The sequence below is a fragment of the Shewanella sp. ULN5 genome (assembly GCF_030731885.1).
Lineage (GTDB): Bacteria > Pseudomonadota > Gammaproteobacteria > Enterobacterales > Shewanellaceae > Shewanella > Shewanella holmiensis.
In genome coordinates this window covers 152189-167323 of record NZ_JAPJEE010000007.1, presented here as the reverse complement: position 1 = coordinate 167323, position 15135 = coordinate 152189, and the positions used below count along the sequence as shown (strand labels likewise).

Sequence of the window (15135 nt, the reverse complement as noted above, 5' to 3'; positions counted from 1 at the left end):
AGTTATTTAAGTTGTTGAATTTTAGTGTAAAGCGATAAGATCATTCATCTTGAAGTGTTATTTGCTCAAATGTCTTTTGAGATACACCAGAAAGTAGATAGGGACACCACTTGAAATTAATCGGACGATTACTATTCTGTATCTTGTTGTGGAGTTACAGCTGGGATGTCACAGCCGCTGATACCCATAATACAGAAAATGCCACAGTAAACCATGTCAGTATTGTATTGGGGCAGGATACTTATCCTTTTCAGTATATGGACGATTCGGGGAAACCTGCTGGGATATTGGTAGATTTATGGCGTGAATGGTCTTTGGTGACTAGCATACCTGTAACCTTTGAGGTACGTAATTGGCAGGAATCCCTAGATAGCGTTAAAAGTGGCCAATTCGACGTTCATATTGGTATGACTCCTAATGATTCCCGTATGGCCTACTTTGATTTCGCAAATCCGATTACTTCCTTACAAACCTATTTGTTCATACACAATTCAATAAGCGCAAAACATCAATTGAGCGATTTAGTGCCATATCAAATTGGTATTGTTGATGGTTCATCCCATGAACAGTCTTTATTGACCATCAATCCAAATTTTTCTTTTAGAAAATATCCAAATAGAGAAGCTTTATTAAAGGCTGCTGTAAATGGAGAGGTGCTTGTTTTTGCTGGTATCGAAGGATTCCAACGAAATATGTCTTTGGAGCAAGACATCGCTGCAGAATATTATATTTCATCAAGAATTCCGATAGATAAAACAGTTATATCGCCAGCTGTCCCAAAAAGACACCCAAAATTATTGGAAATAATTAATGCAGGTTTTACTGCAATTGACGCAATACAAATAGAACGGATAGAACGTCGCTGGCTTGGATACCATAGGGAAAACACGGGGGTATTAATTGCTATGCAAACTAATGTTGAACCCTACGCAGACATTGGCAATGATGGTTTACCACATGGTTTATATGTCGATTTATGGAAGCTTTGGTCGAAAAAAACTGGGATAAGTATTGATTTTGTTGTGGGTGATATGAATAGCTCAGTTGATGATATTAAACGTGGTTTTGCAGATGTTCATATTGGGTATCCTGAAAGCAATGAAATGCGCACAGGTCTTGAACAGGCATGGCATTTAACATCAATAAAAAGTCGTTTTTTCAGTCTAAAAAATGACATCCAAGACTTAAATAAAATGGAAAATGTTCGCATCGGGGTATTTCCTACCGCTCCATATATATCTGAAGTTCACAAGCTTTACCCCAATGCACAATTGCGTTTTTATGAAACAACTGCTGAATTAGTTGAAGCCACAATAAAAGGAGAAGTCATTGGTTTTATCGCATCTTCAGCGATGACCTCGCATTATTTATTGACTAATAAGCTTTGGACAGATTTCAAGCAATATTCAACCATAGAGTTTTCTACTGACATATACAGTTTGACACGTCTTGATGACAGTGGTTTAGCAAAGAGAATCCGCGCTGGTTTTGAGTTAATTTCACCAGAAGAGCGTCTGCAAATAGAACGCAAATGGCTTATTAATCCAGATGACCGTTATGAAAGTGGATCGGCAAGTCATATCATTCTATCTAACCAACAAAAATCTTATTTATCAAGTTTAGGTGCGATAAAAATGGGTTATTTAAAAGATTGGCGACCGATGGAATTTCAGGGGAAAAATGGCGAATTTTTAGGGGTTAACTCAGATATCAAGTCAATTTTAGTTAACCACTTAGGTATATCCATCATCCCTGTTGGCTTTGATCATTTTGAAGATATGTTACAACAATTAGAAAATGGGGAGATTCAACTCGTAGCAAGTTTAGCCTACAACGCTGAGCGTGAACAAAAGATATTGTTCAGTGATCCTTACTGGCCATCACCATGGGCAGTAGCGAGTGATTTAACTCAACCGCCTATTTTTCACATTGGTCAGTTAAGTCATAAAAAGATCGCCGTAGTGAAAGGTTATCAATTAATCGATCAGCTACGGCAGCTGCATCCAGATTTAACATTAGTCATAGTGGCAGATACTCAAGAAGGATTAGATGCTGTTGTTAGTGGTCATGCTGACATGTTTGTTGAAAAGGTCAGTACCTTGGCTGATAAATTGAAGAATGGCCAATATCCAAGTTTAAAATTATCCTTAATAGCTGACTTAGCTGATCAACAAAGTCGTATAGGCATTTTTAGTGGTTTAACAGATTTAAAACCCCTTATTGATCGCGTGCTTGCTACCATAGACAGGGCTAGTCAGCAGGAGTTATATCAAAAGTGGAATGATGTTCAGCTCAATACCGATAATCAATTTTATCAACGTTGGATGAATTCGCTGATTATTGGTTTGTTGATTGTTAGTGCCATTACGGTTGTTGTATTAGTGGTTAATCGCAGGTTGAAAATTGAAATTTCCCGCAGAGAGGCCGCTGAAAATAAACTGGTGTTTATTGCAAATCATGACAATGTGACCGGATTAGCTAATAGAACCTTATTAGAACAAGAGTTAGCATTAGCTAAAAGCTCACATGACAAATCAAATAAAAAGTTTGCTATCTTATTCATTGATTTGGATGGTTTTAAAGTCGTTAATGATGAGCATGGACATGATGTTGGCGATCAACTACTTAAGGTGATTGCTGATATATTAAAAAGGGCAATTCGCACCACAGACTTTGTCGCAAGATTTGGTGGCGATGAGTTTGTTATTTTGTTGAATAACCTAGAAAGTGTAGAGCATGCAAAAAGACTTGCCGATTCGGTCTTAAAAAAACTATTACAGATTAATGCTATTGACGATAAACCTGTACAGATTTCTGCCAGTATCGGTATAGCAATGTATCCAGATGATGGAACTTCTTCGGATGAATTACTTAAATGTTCAGATCTATTGATGTATCAAGCAAAGCGCATTGGTGGTCATCGCCATCGTGCCAACCAATAGTGAACTAAGATTGGTTATCATTTCTGAACATTCTTAGATTGGTTTAATACCTTTAAGATTGAGTGTAAAAATGAACATAATGTTAGACATCAATTTCTAACAGCATCTAGATTTTCTAATGATTTATTGGAAGTGCTAAAGCCGAAGTTGTTAATTTTTCAACCAGCGGTTAAGGAGGCGCTTTAAAGAAAATGCTTATTTGAGTTGATTCGAGATACACTAACAATCTAGGACATGAATACATTCTCACTTCAAACTTTCTAAACAACACCAAACAGTCCTGAAAGCGTCTTGAAACCTGCTTGCCCTGTCTTTTTTTTATCCAGTTAATTCATATTATGCACTCAAGGTCTGGTTAAATTGTTTGTTCTGCTTGATACTGCCCACCATATTTTAAATTGATATTTTACTTTGTCGATTTCAGATGCAACATTTTGCGGAATACGGCCATTTATATGCCAATAAATTCATACTGGAACGAGCATCTTTATGCTGTTTAAGTATATAATGCCGTTTTATCATTGTTGATATGCGAAACGTTTGCTTTTCGAAATTCGTTTTTATTTAAAGGATACTGTTCAATGCGTAGCCATTATTGTGGAGACATCAATAAGTCTCATTTAGGTCAAGAAGTTACCTTAGTTGGTTGGGTTAATCGTAGTCGTGACTTAGGCGGCGTTGTTTTCCTAGACTTACGTGATCGTGAAGGGTTAGTTCAGGTTGTATATGATCCAGATCTAAAAGACGTATTTGATGTTGCAAGCACATTGCGCGCTGAATTTTGTGTTCAAGTGACAGGTCTTGTTAGAGCTCGTCCAGACAGCCAAGTGAATTCGCAAATGAAAACGGGTGAGATTGAAATTTTAGGTAAAGGCCTAACCATTATCAATGCATCAGCGCCGTTACCATTGAGTATGGACAACTACCAGAACAACAGTGAAGAACAACGTTTAAAGTATCGTTACCTTGATTTACGTCGTCCAGAAATGGCCGAACGTTTAATTTTCCGTGCAAAAGTAACCAGTTATGTTCGTAACTTTTTAGACAACAATGGTTTCTTAGATATTGAAACGCCTATTTTGACCAAAGCGACACCTGAAGGCGCGCGTGACTATTTAGTCCCAAGCCGTACTTATAAAGGTCAATTTTTTGCATTGCCACAGTCTCCGCAATTGTTTAAACAATTGTTGATGATGTCAGGTTTCGATCGTTATTATCAAATCGTAAAGTGTTTTCGTGATGAAGATTTACGTGCAGATCGTCAGCCTGAATTTACTCAAATTGATATCGAAACTTCATTTATGACGTCAGAGCAGGTCATGGAAAAAACTGAGCAGATGATGCGTGGTTTATTTCAAGATTTACTCAATGTCGATTTAGGCGAGTTTCCGCGCATGACCTTCGCTGAAGCGATGCGTCGATTTGGTTCAGACAAACCAGATTTACGTAATCCTCTGGAACTAGTTGATGTTGCAGATTTATTGAGAGACGTTGAGTTTGCAGTGTTCAATGGCCCTGCAAATGATATTGATGGTCGTGTAGCCGCATTGCGTATTCCAACAGGCGCATCATTATCACGTAAGCAAATTGACGATTACACTAAGTTTGTCGGCATCTATGGTGCTAAAGGCTTAGCCTGGATGAAATTAAATGATCTGGATGCGGGCATTGACGGTATTCAATCACCAGTGCTTAAATTCTTAACAGAAGACATTGTTAAACAGATTATTAGTCGTACAGATGCACAAACGGGTGACATTATTTTATTCGGTGCTGACAAAGCAAATATAGTTGCTGAAGCAATGGGCGCGTTACGTCTCAAAGCAGGTGAAGATTTCAATTTACTGCAAGGTCAATGGCGTCCGCTTTGGGTTGTTGACTTCCCGATGTTTGAAAAAGTGGAGGGCGGATTGCATGCTGTTCACCATCCATTTACTGCGCCACGAGGCGTTTCTGCCGAAGAGCTAAAACTTGATCCTGCCAATACAGTATCAGATGCATACGACATGGTATTAAATGGCTGTGAGTTGGGTGGCGGTTCGGTGCGTATTCATAATGCAGAGATGCAAAGCACTGTATTTGAATTACTCGGTATTGAGAAAGAAGAAGCTAAAGAGAAATTTGGCTTCCTATTAGAAGCACTTCGATATGGCACACCACCACATGCTGGTCTAGCATTTGGTTTGGACCGCATCATTATGTTAATGACGGGCGCCAATTCAATTCGTGATGTAATGGCATTCCCAAAAACCACTACAGCAGCATGTCCTTTAACTAACGCTCCTGGTTTCGCTAATCCACAGCAACTTGTAGAGTTAGGTATTAGTGTGATTGAGAAGCCAAAAGCTGACGCCGAATAATTTATTTCGTAACGCTTTTAGTTAATAACATTCCGAGGCTATTGCCTCGGTCTGTGTTTATAGCGCAGCCACTTTTTGATTATTCTTCTTCGTTAATACACTTTCTTATTGTAAACACGAATAGATTAACAGACAAAACAGGAGTCTTTCATGGCAGGACACAGTAAATGGGCTAATATCAAGCACCGTAAAGCAGCACAAGATGCTAAACGTGGAAAGCTATTTACCAAGTTTATCCGTGAGTTAACTGTAGCGGCCCGTGAAGGCGGTTCAGATCCAGACGCTAATCCTAGGCTTAGAGCCGCAATAGATAAATCTTTATCGAATAACATGACGCGCGATACCGTAGAGCGAGCGATTAAACGTGGTGCTGGTGAGATAGAAGGGCAACAACTGGAAACGATCATTTATGAGGGCTATGGCCCAGGTGGCAGTGCCGTTATGGTTGAAACCATGACAGATAATCGTAATCGTACCGTATCTGGTGTTCGTAATGCGTTCAGTAAAAATGGTGGTAACTTAGGTACTGATGGCTCGGTGTCATATTTATTTACCAAGTTAGGTGTTATCTCCTATGCTGAGGGTTTAGATGAAGAAAGCGTCATGGATGTCGCTCTGGAATCTGGTGCTGAAGATGTAATTGTCAATGAGGATGGTTCAATTGATGTGTACACGTTACCTGACACTTTTGGTAAAGTGAAAGATACCCTTGATGCCGCAAATCTTGAGAGTGTCAATGCAGAAGTCACACTGGTGCCATCGACCAAAGCTGAACTTGATTTAGAAAGCGCTGAAAAATTCTTAAAATTAATCGATACCTTAGAAGATCATGATGATGTTCAAGAGGTTTATCATAATGCAGATATCAGTGATGATGTTATGGAAGACTTAGGGTAATAAATGGCAATTATTTTAGGTGTTGACCCGGGTTCAAGGATCACTGGTTATGGTGTGATTCAGTGTGTTGGTCGTCAGCAACTGTATCTTGGTAGTGGTTGTATTCGTACACAATCTGATGAGTTACCCCAAAGGTTACAACAGATTTTTGCCGGAATATCAGAAATAATCCGTCAATACCAGCCAAATGAATTTGCCATTGAACGAGTTTTTATGGCTAAAAATGCTGATTCTGCACTAAAGCTCGGCCAAGCAAGAGGTGCGGCTATTGTTGCGGCAACGTGTGCCGATTTACCCGTTGCAGAATACAGCGCCACCCAAATCAAAAGCGCGGTAGTGGGTACGGGTAGAGCGCAAAAAACTCAAGTTCAACACATGGTCACACAGCTATTAAAATTACCCGCGGCGCCACAAGCCGATGCTGCAGATGCACTTGCGGTAGCCATGTGTCATTATCATACAAATCAAAGCTTAGCGGCCTTAGGTGGTCGAGCGAACACAAGAACCTACGGAAGATACAAATGATTGGTCGTTTAAAAGGCATTTTAGTTGAGAAACAAGCCCCAGAAATCGTACTTGATGTTAACGGTGTAGGCTATGAATTACAGGTGCCCTTAACCAGTTTTTATGAACTCCCTGAACTAAACCAACCTGCTATGGTATACACCCATTTTGTTGTGCGTGAAGATGCTCAATTATTATATGGTTTTATTACAAAGCAAGAGCGTGCGTTGTTTAGATTGTTAATTAAAACTAACGGTGTGGGACCTAAATTAGCACTGACCATTTTATCAGGTATGAGCGCTAGCGAGTTCGTTGCCTGCGTCGAGCGTGATGACATTGTCACCTTAGTTAAACTGCCCGGTGTGGGCAAAAAAACCGCCGAGCGCCTTGTCGTGGAAATGCGCGATAAGCTGAAATCGTTATTAGCGGCATCTGTTGGTTCCGAGCGTGAGTTTGTTTTACAATCTAACTATTCACCATCGCCATCGGTTGAAAGTGCAGAAGAAGATGCTATCTCGGCATTAATCTCGTTAGGTTACAAGCCAGCTCAAGCCAGTAAAGCAGTAGCTGCAAATTATAAAATGGATATGACATCTGAAGTACTCATTAAAGCGGCATTAAAGTCGATGCTTTAACGTAAAAGGACAGTGGTAACATGATTGAAGCAGATCGATTAATACAACCTCAAGTATTGGTGCAAGACGAAGTTATTGATAGAGCGATGCGGCCAAAAATGCTTGACGAGTATACTGGTCAAGACGATACCCGAGCCCAATTAAAGGTGTTTATTCAAGCTGCGCTTAACCGAAAAGAAGCGCTAGATCATATGTTAATATTCGGACCACCAGGTTTAGGTAAAACCACCTTAGCTATGATTGTGGCCAATGAGATGGGCGTTAATATTAAATCGACATCAGGACCTGTGTTAGAGAAAGCCGGTGACTTAGCGGCACTATTAACTAACTTAGAAGAAGGCGATGTGTTGTTTATCGATGAAATTCATCGTTTAAGCCCAGTCGTTGAAGAGATCCTTTACCCTGCACTGGAAGACTACCAATTAGACATTATGATTGGTGAAGGGCCGGCAGCTCGTTCAATCAAATTAGACTTACCACCTTTTACCTTAGTTGGGGCAACTACAAGAGCAGGAGCGTTAACTTCACCATTAAGAGCCCGTTTTGGTATTCCGCTAAGACTTGAGTTTTACAATGTGAAAGACTTAACGACTATCGTGACTCGTTCGGCAAAAGTGATGGATTTAGCAATTGCTCCCGAAGGCGCAGTAGAAATCGCCAGACGTTCACGAGGTACACCGCGGATAGCGAATCGATTATTACGTCGAGTGCGGGATTACGCAGAAGTTAAACACGACGGCGTTGTAACCAAAGAAGTGGCAGAACAGGCGTTAGATTTACTTGATGTCGATCTTGAAGGGTTTGATTACTTGGACAGGAAGCTCTTGCTTGCGATTATTGACAAGTTTATGGGGGGACCTGTAGGCCTGGATAACCTTGCTGCAGCAATAGGCGAAGATAGAGACACCATTGAAGATGTGTTGGAGCCATTTTTAATCCAGCAAGGCTTTATCCAACGCACCCCAAGAGGCCGGATAGCAACAGCAAGGGCATATCAGCATTTTAATATTATTCAACCGACATAACGATATTTGATACAAAAAAGGGCACTTTGGTGTCCTTTTTTATGCACTAACTTGTGGTTATTTCGTTATGACTTAGCGAGTTTTTCTATAGCTTTTACTTTATCTGCCACATATTTTAAATGACGGCTCACACATTAAATAAATGTCTCATTTTTGTGAGGGCATTGAACAGGTGATGCGATAGAAGTGCTGTGCATGGCGAAACTTGACCACATCTAAGCAAAAGCCTTTTGCCAAAGTTCAAACGTTTTTGTCGCTCCTTCGAATAACGTTTGTTGGTGACTCTTACTGCATTATCAAGTTTTGATGCTGAACAATATCACCACTAAGTTTCTGCCTAATACCTACTGCATGCCGCAAAATCATGTTCAAAGAACATTAAGTCATAACGATTAATTGAATTGTCTATAGATAGTGATAAATTTAAATATTCAGATGCTTAATACACCAATCACAAAATTATTCCCCTTATATCCGTAAGTTTTTTAAATTTTTGTGATGTGTTTTTTAATTTTTAGTAATTATATTGAAGTATCAACTTCGTGTAACAAGGGGCGCTTATTTGTAACAAGTGTGCGCTTAAATTAACATTTTAGCGTTATAGGGTATTATTCAATATAGCTTTATTCATAGATATTGAATAAAAACCTTACTAGTTAATTAAAATATTGAATTAAAAATTTTTACACTCACCTTTTTGTCAACATATACATTCATTAATCACCGGAGTGTAAAATTCATACACATACTTTTATCTTTTCAATGCTTTAAGTTTCTCATTTGAAAGAATTAACCTAGATTTACACTATATGGCCATTTATACGAATTGAACATTCATGTGATAGTTCCAATGGATAATTTAAAATCAAATAAATTGTGATGCTCGTCACACTTTTGTAAGTTTCCAGGTATATTTAATGTTATAACGCCTTAGGTTTAAACCTCTTTAAATATAAGAATAACCAGTGTTTGTAACTTATTTAGCAATTTTTTACAGTCAATTTTTTTTAGATTAACATAAATTGTCAAATAAATTCTTAATTGCTTAACATGATGTGCGGTAAACGTTAATTTTTTAGGGTTTGACCTGTTTTGATATTTTATTCAGTATCCAGCTATCGTTATTAATATAAATAACTAATTAACGAATATATAACAATAAATGATAGTCAGGGAGCCAATATAATATGAGCCAAAGAACACTTCTTTCGACAAGTATAAAAACCGCGTTGTTTGCATCAATTGCTGTTTCATCAAGTGTCTCTATTTCTGCTTATGCTGCAGAAGAGACCGCAAAAGTAGAACGCATCGAAGTGACGGGATCCCGGATCCAACGTCAGGACATGGAAACAGCATCACCTGTTACTGTAATCGACGCGGCTGCGATTAAAGCTGAAGGCTTTACTTCTGTTGATGAGTTGTTGCAGGCACAAACATCAATGGCGGGTGCAGCAGTTGGTTCAAGTACAAACAACGGTGCAGATGGTGTTGCACAAGTAGATTTACGCGGAATGGGCTCACAACGTACGTTGGTGTTATTGAATGGCCGTAGAATGGTCAATTCAGGCTCTGGTGCAGATAGCGCTGTCGATTTGAACGCCATTCCTGTTGCGATGATCGCCCGAGTTGAGATTTTAAAAGACGGTGCTTCTGCAGTATATGGTTCTGATGCTATTGCTGGTGTAGTCAACATTATTACCAAAAAAGACTTTGAAGGTTTTCAGTTTGATGTTCAAGGTGGCATGACCGACAAAAGCGATGGCGAAAATGGTGAAATTAGCGCGCTTTATGGCATGAATACCAATTCAGGCAATTATACTTTCGGTGTTGCTTATTCAAAACGTGAAGGCGTGATTCAATCAGATCGAGATTGGACCGACCCAGGTTATAGCTCATTTATCCCGACGGGTACATTAGGCGGGAAGGTAATTAACGAGCAAGGTGAATGGGTTAATCGTAATAGTGGTTATGATTTTACCCAAGATAGTTTCTATCAAACACCGAACGAGCGCACCAGTGTGTTTGCAAACATGGTGCAAGAAATTAACGATGATATTGTATTTACCGGTGATTTTTTATATACCAAACGTAAATCTAGTCAGCAAATGTCAGCCCAACCCGCTGATATCATGTTAAACGTGTGCGGGGATGCCAACACAATACCTGGTGAGCCGTGTATCACTCTTGATGATGCAATGATCAAAGGCGGCATTGCTGCTGATGAAACAGGCCGTGTAAATTATCGTCGTCGTACCACTGATGTTGGCCCACGTATTTATTCACAAGATACCGATACATATCGTTTATCTGCAGGCTTAGCAGGGACGTTAGATGTTCATACTGGCTTTAATTGGGATGCTTCTTATACCTACGGCAACAACAAAGCAAAAACGCAGGTTGATAATTCAATTAATGCGACAAACATGGAAGCCTCAGTTTATGCGAACCAAGGTGCATGGTTTAGTGGCGACCCATTAAATCAAGCCATTATCGACGACATTAGTTTTACCGAACAAAATAGTGGTGGCAATGAACAACATACTTTCTCTGCAGGTCTAAATGGTGAGTTATTTGATTTAGACGCAGGTGCAGTTGCTTTTGCTATTGGGGCAGAGTACCGCTATGAGAGTGGTTACTATACACCTGATCAAGTTATTCAAGATGGAGACAGTACTGCTGCGCAACAGGATGCAACGGATGGCGACTATAACGTGTTATCTATCTTCCAAGAAGTGAGTGTACCGTTCACTGATAAACTAACCGGTGAATTTGCGCTACGTTATGATGATTATTCAACCTTTGGTAAAGCGACAACTTGGAAAGTGGGTTTAACCTACGAAGCCACAGATGACCTAATGCTTCGTGGTGTTGCAGCAACAGGCTTTAGAGCGCCAAGCATCAGCGAATTATACGGTGGAGACACGGGTTCATTCGATTACCTAACCGATCCGTTAGGCCATGAGCAGGATCCACAAATTCTGGTTCGCTATACTTCAGATGATGATTTACAAGCCGAAGAGTCTGAATCATTAACAGCAGGCTTAGTATATTCACCAAGCGCAATTGAAGGCTTATCTTTAACATTAGATTACTGGAGCTTCAAAGTGACTAATGCGATTACACGTCTAGATGTGCAATCAGGCATTAATGCATGTTTAATCGGTAACGACAACACAGCTTGTGAAACCTTTGGAATTGACCCTACTGCTGGTGCGGCTAAGTTTGATAACTTAACTAGCTCACTGACTAACGTAGGTTCTCAAGATACCTCTGGTATCGACTTTAACTTAGCGTATACCTTTGAAGGTTTAGGATTAGACTGGAAGATCAGTAACGATACCACTTACTTGCTGAACTTTGAGCAAGATAACGAAGATTACACTGGCACAATTGACGGTAATTTTGGCGCCTATGCAAAAGTGCGTAATAACTTCAGTATTCAAGCGTCTCAAGGTGATTGGAGTGTGATGTATTTTAATCGATATATTGGGTCAATGGACGACCACTATACTGATTACGATGAAAATGATAATCCAATTGCTGCGTTAGCTAAGGCTGATTCAGTGCTCTACCACAACATCTCTGGCACGTATCACATCAATGATGATATGACCATTATTGCGGGTGTAAAAAACCTAACAGATGAAGAACCATCAAGAGTGTCAAATGGTTCTGACGGTGGTACGGTACCTGAAGTTTATGATGTTATTGGACGTCAGTACTATGCTGGCTTCTCAATGAAGTTTTAAGCCAAAACCTTAAAAAAGCCAGCAGCCGCTGGCTTTTTATTTAAAGTAGACTTATACCTTAACCTAATGCCGCGGTAGCAGCACTTTTTTGAATTAACTCAATTTTGTAACCATCAGGATCTTCAACAAAAGCAATTTCTGTTTTACCACCTGCAACTGGGCCAGGGGCGCGAGTGACTTTACCGCCTGCTGCAGTAATTGCTGCACAACGGGCGTAGATATCTTCTTCACCAATCGCTAAATGACCAAAGCCAGTACCCAGTTCATATTGATCGACTCCCCAGTTATAGGTCAATTCAATCACGGCTTGACCGGTTGATTCTTCGCCAAAACCAACAAATGCAAGGGTATATTTATATTCAGGGTTTTCTGATTGACGTAGTAGCGTCATTCCCATAACTTCAGTATAAAAGGCGATACTGCGGTCTAAATTACCCACTCGGATCATAGTATGTAAAAGTTGCGACATGATAGTTGTCCTATAACAAGGCAAATGACAAAAGTGGATCATAACAATAGTTGTAATGGGTTAACAGTAAAGTTCAGCGTTAAATTTACTGGATTGAATATCTAAAACAGGCGCTTATTAAATTACATCAGATTAATGGCAGTTGAGAATAAGTGATCCAATATTGATAGTATGCTTGTCATTAACTCACTATCATAGATACAGATTTATGCAGTCTAAAGCACGGTGATGCGTTACCTTATTTCGCGAAATCAAAATTGATAAAGACCTGTTTGATAAGCTTTAATTATTTCTAGCTGGAGTTTGAATCAAAAAATGAAATAAAATTTGCTTTAGTTCACAAATGCACAGTTCAACGCTACTAAAATTCTCTCAGCGCGCTATGATTTGTTCATAACAAATGGGAGATTTAACATGACAACCGAACTAAAAATGGCTTTAGGCACAACAGTAATCATTGCAATTTGTTTCAGTGCTTTCTTTGTTTCACTTTTTTAAATACCCAATCGACCATTCAATCGACATAATCAAAAAAGCCGCTTATAGCGGCTTTTTTTGATCTAAAATAAAACCTACAAGTACGTGGAGTTTATTCTTCTGGATAAACTTTCTGGTTAAATTCACATAAATCTTCAATGATGCACGATCCACAACGCGGTTTTCTGGCAATACAGGTATATCTACCATGTAGAATAAACCAGTGATGTACATCTACTTTAAATTCTGCAGGGGTGACCTTAAGCATTTTCTCTTCTACTTGGTCGACATTCTTGCCCATAGCAAACTTTGTCCGGTTCGCCATTCTAAATATGTGGGTATCGACTGCAATAGTTGGCCAACCAAAAGCTGTATTGAGTACCACGTTAGCAGTTTTACGACCCACACCAGGAAGCGCTTCTAATGCTTCACGATTTTCAGGAACTTCGCCTTGGTGAAGGTCGATTAACATTTTACAAGTGTTTATGACGTTAACGGCTTTGTTATTGTATAAACCTATGGTTTTAATATATTGCTTTAACCCGTCTACACCTAAATCATAAATCGCTTGTGGGGTGTTAGCAACGGGGAACAATTTATCTGTGGCTTTGTTTACGCTCACATCTGTTGCTTGAGCAGAAAGGGTTACGGCAACTAACAATTCAAAAGGCGAACTAAAGTTGAGTTCGGTTTCTGGTTTAGGATTATTCTCTCGTAATTGCTTGAGTATTTGTATTCGTTTTTGTTTATTCATCAGAAAACTAGCTCACTTTGGTGATACGTGCACGCTCCACCACATGGGATTGAATTTTAGGTTGGCGCTGTTTAACCTTTTGATCAATTACGTTTTTTAAGGCGATTAATAATCCCATGGCAATAAATGCTCCAGGTGGAAGTAATGCCAGCAAAAACGTGTTATCCACTTGCCATAGCTGAATTGTAAGTGATTTAGCCCAATCGCCGAGGAGTAAATCTGCGCCATCAAATAAAGTGCCTTGCCCAAGAATTTCTCGAGTTGCGCCTAATACTACTAACACTGCGGTGAAGCCAACGCCCATCATTAATCCATCAAATGCGGAGTGGGCTAGGGAGTTACGTGAAGCGAAAGCTTCTGCACGACCGATGATCACGCAGTTGGTGACAATGAGCGGTAAGAAAATCCCCAGAGATACATACAAGCCATACGCATAAGCATTGACTAGTAATTGTACGCAGGTAACCAGTGCCGCAATTATCATAACAAACACAGGGATACGAATTTCTTTAGGAACAAAGTCACGAACCAGAGACACTAAAATATTAGAGCCGACTAACACTATTAGCGTAGCAATTCCCAATCCAAGCGCGTTTGTGATCGTGGCTGTCACGGCTAACAGCGGACATAATCCTAATAATTGTACTAAACCAGGGTTATTAGACCATAATCCTTGCTTCGCGATTTCTTGATACTTACTCATGGGATTCTCCGCAGCGGCGACCACTTTGGTAAAGTGTTTTACGATTTGCATCAACAAAAGTCACGGCGTTGTTAATTGCCCTAACATAGGCTCTAGGGGTAATAGTCGCACCGGTAAATTGATCAAATTGTCCACCGTCTTTTTTTACTGCCCAAGAAGGGTCATCTTTGTGCCATTGCTGACCGGTAAAATAGGTTACCCAATCTGATTTTCGTTGTTCAATTTTATCACCTAGCCCAGGTGTTTCTTGATGAACAAGAGTTCGTACGCCCAGGACATTATTATCATTATCTATACCGATAATAAGCTTTATGTCACCGTTGTAACCATCTGGTGCAATAGCTTCTATCGCAATCGCGCTAGGTATCTGGGATTGCATTGCAATATAGGCAGGGAGATCATCTTCTGTGCCTAACAGCTCAGCAGAGTTAACTAAAATACATTGTGATACTAACTCATTATCATAGTATTGCGAGGGGATCACTTGGGTCAATGTTTGGCTGAGTTGTTCACGTTGCTGCTGTAAAATCGTGTCTTTAGTCAGCCCGTTAACTACCGCCACTAGGCCAGTACAACAAAGCGCAAACACGCCCAGAATAGTGCCATTTTTAAGCATCGAA

11 protein-coding genes are annotated in these 15135 nt (G+C 39.7%); 7 read left to right on the top strand and 4 right to left on the bottom strand.

Annotated elements, in window-relative coordinates; all coding sequences use genetic code 11:
* The first annotated feature begins 110 nt into the window (after positions 1 to 110).
* The 7 genes from ORI98_RS09165 (at position 111) to ORI98_RS09135 (ending at position 12112) form a co-directional block, all read left to right on the top strand.
* On the top strand, positions 111 to 2942 hold the full coding sequence (locus tag ORI98_RS09165; protein ID WP_306135023.1) for a diguanylate cyclase domain-containing protein: 2832 nt from the start codon (positions 111 to 113) through the stop codon (positions 2940 to 2942).
* Positions 2943 to 3523: 581 nt separating this feature from the next.
* A complete protein-coding gene (gene aspS, locus ORI98_RS09160) occupies positions 3524 to 5302 on the top strand; it encodes an aspartate--tRNA ligase (protein WP_261298228.1) in 1779 nt (592 codons plus the stop codon).
* Between the two features lie 150 nt (positions 5303 to 5452).
* Positions 5453 to 6199, top strand: coding sequence for a YebC/PmpR family DNA-binding transcriptional regulator (locus tag ORI98_RS09155; protein ID WP_306135022.1), 747 nt, complete (start codon positions 5453 to 5455; stop codon positions 6197 to 6199).
* Between the two features lie 3 nt (positions 6200 to 6202).
* Positions 6203 to 6724 (top strand): crossover junction endodeoxyribonuclease RuvC, encoded by a 522-nt coding sequence (gene ruvC, locus ORI98_RS09150; protein WP_306135021.1) that lies wholly within the window; start codon positions 6203 to 6205, stop codon positions 6722 to 6724.
* A complete protein-coding gene (ruvA, locus tag ORI98_RS09145; RefSeq protein ID WP_306135020.1) occupies positions 6721 to 7338 on the top strand; it encodes a Holliday junction branch migration protein RuvA in 618 nt (205 codons plus the stop codon). Before ruvC ends, ruvA begins: the two co-directional genes overlap by 4 nt.
* A gap of 20 nt (positions 7339 to 7358) precedes the next feature.
* Positions 7359 to 8363 carry a Holliday junction branch migration DNA helicase RuvB gene (gene ruvB / locus ORI98_RS09140; RefSeq protein ID WP_306135019.1) on the top strand — a complete coding sequence of 335 codons (1005 nt, stop codon included), beginning with the start codon at positions 7359 to 7361 and terminating at the stop codon, positions 8361 to 8363.
* Between the two features lie 1187 nt (positions 8364 to 9550).
* On the top strand, positions 9551 to 12112 hold the full coding sequence (locus tag ORI98_RS09135) for a TonB-dependent receptor (RefSeq protein WP_306135018.1): 2562 nt from the start codon (positions 9551 to 9553) through the stop codon (positions 12110 to 12112).
* Between the two features lie 58 nt (positions 12113 to 12170).
* On the opposite strand, the gene gloA is transcribed toward ORI98_RS09135, so the two are convergent.
* The 4 genes from gloA to rsxG all read right to left on the bottom strand — a co-directional run bounded on the left by gloA (position 12171) and on the right by rsxG (position 15131).
* Complete coding sequence (gene gloA, locus ORI98_RS09130) at positions 12171 to 12581, bottom strand: lactoylglutathione lyase (protein ID WP_261298222.1); 411 nt, start codon at positions 12579 to 12581, stop codon at positions 12171 to 12173.
* 589 nt (positions 12582 to 13170) lie between these two features.
* Positions 13171 to 13812, bottom strand: coding sequence for an endonuclease III (gene nth, locus ORI98_RS09125; protein ID WP_306135017.1), 642 nt, complete (start codon positions 13810 to 13812; stop codon positions 13171 to 13173).
* 7 nt (positions 13813 to 13819) lie between these two features.
* Positions 13820 to 14515 (bottom strand): electron transport complex subunit E, encoded by a 696-nt coding sequence (locus ORI98_RS09120; RefSeq protein ID WP_306135016.1) that lies wholly within the window; start codon positions 14513 to 14515, stop codon positions 13820 to 13822.
* The gene (rsxG, locus tag ORI98_RS09115) at positions 14508 to 15131 is read right to left on the bottom strand and encodes an electron transport complex subunit RsxG (RefSeq protein WP_306135057.1); all 624 of its coding nucleotides are present in this window, start codon (positions 15129 to 15131) and stop codon (positions 14508 to 14510) included. The genes ORI98_RS09120 and rsxG overlap by 8 nt, the downstream gene beginning before the upstream one ends.
* Positions 15132 to 15135: the final 4 nt, after the last annotated feature.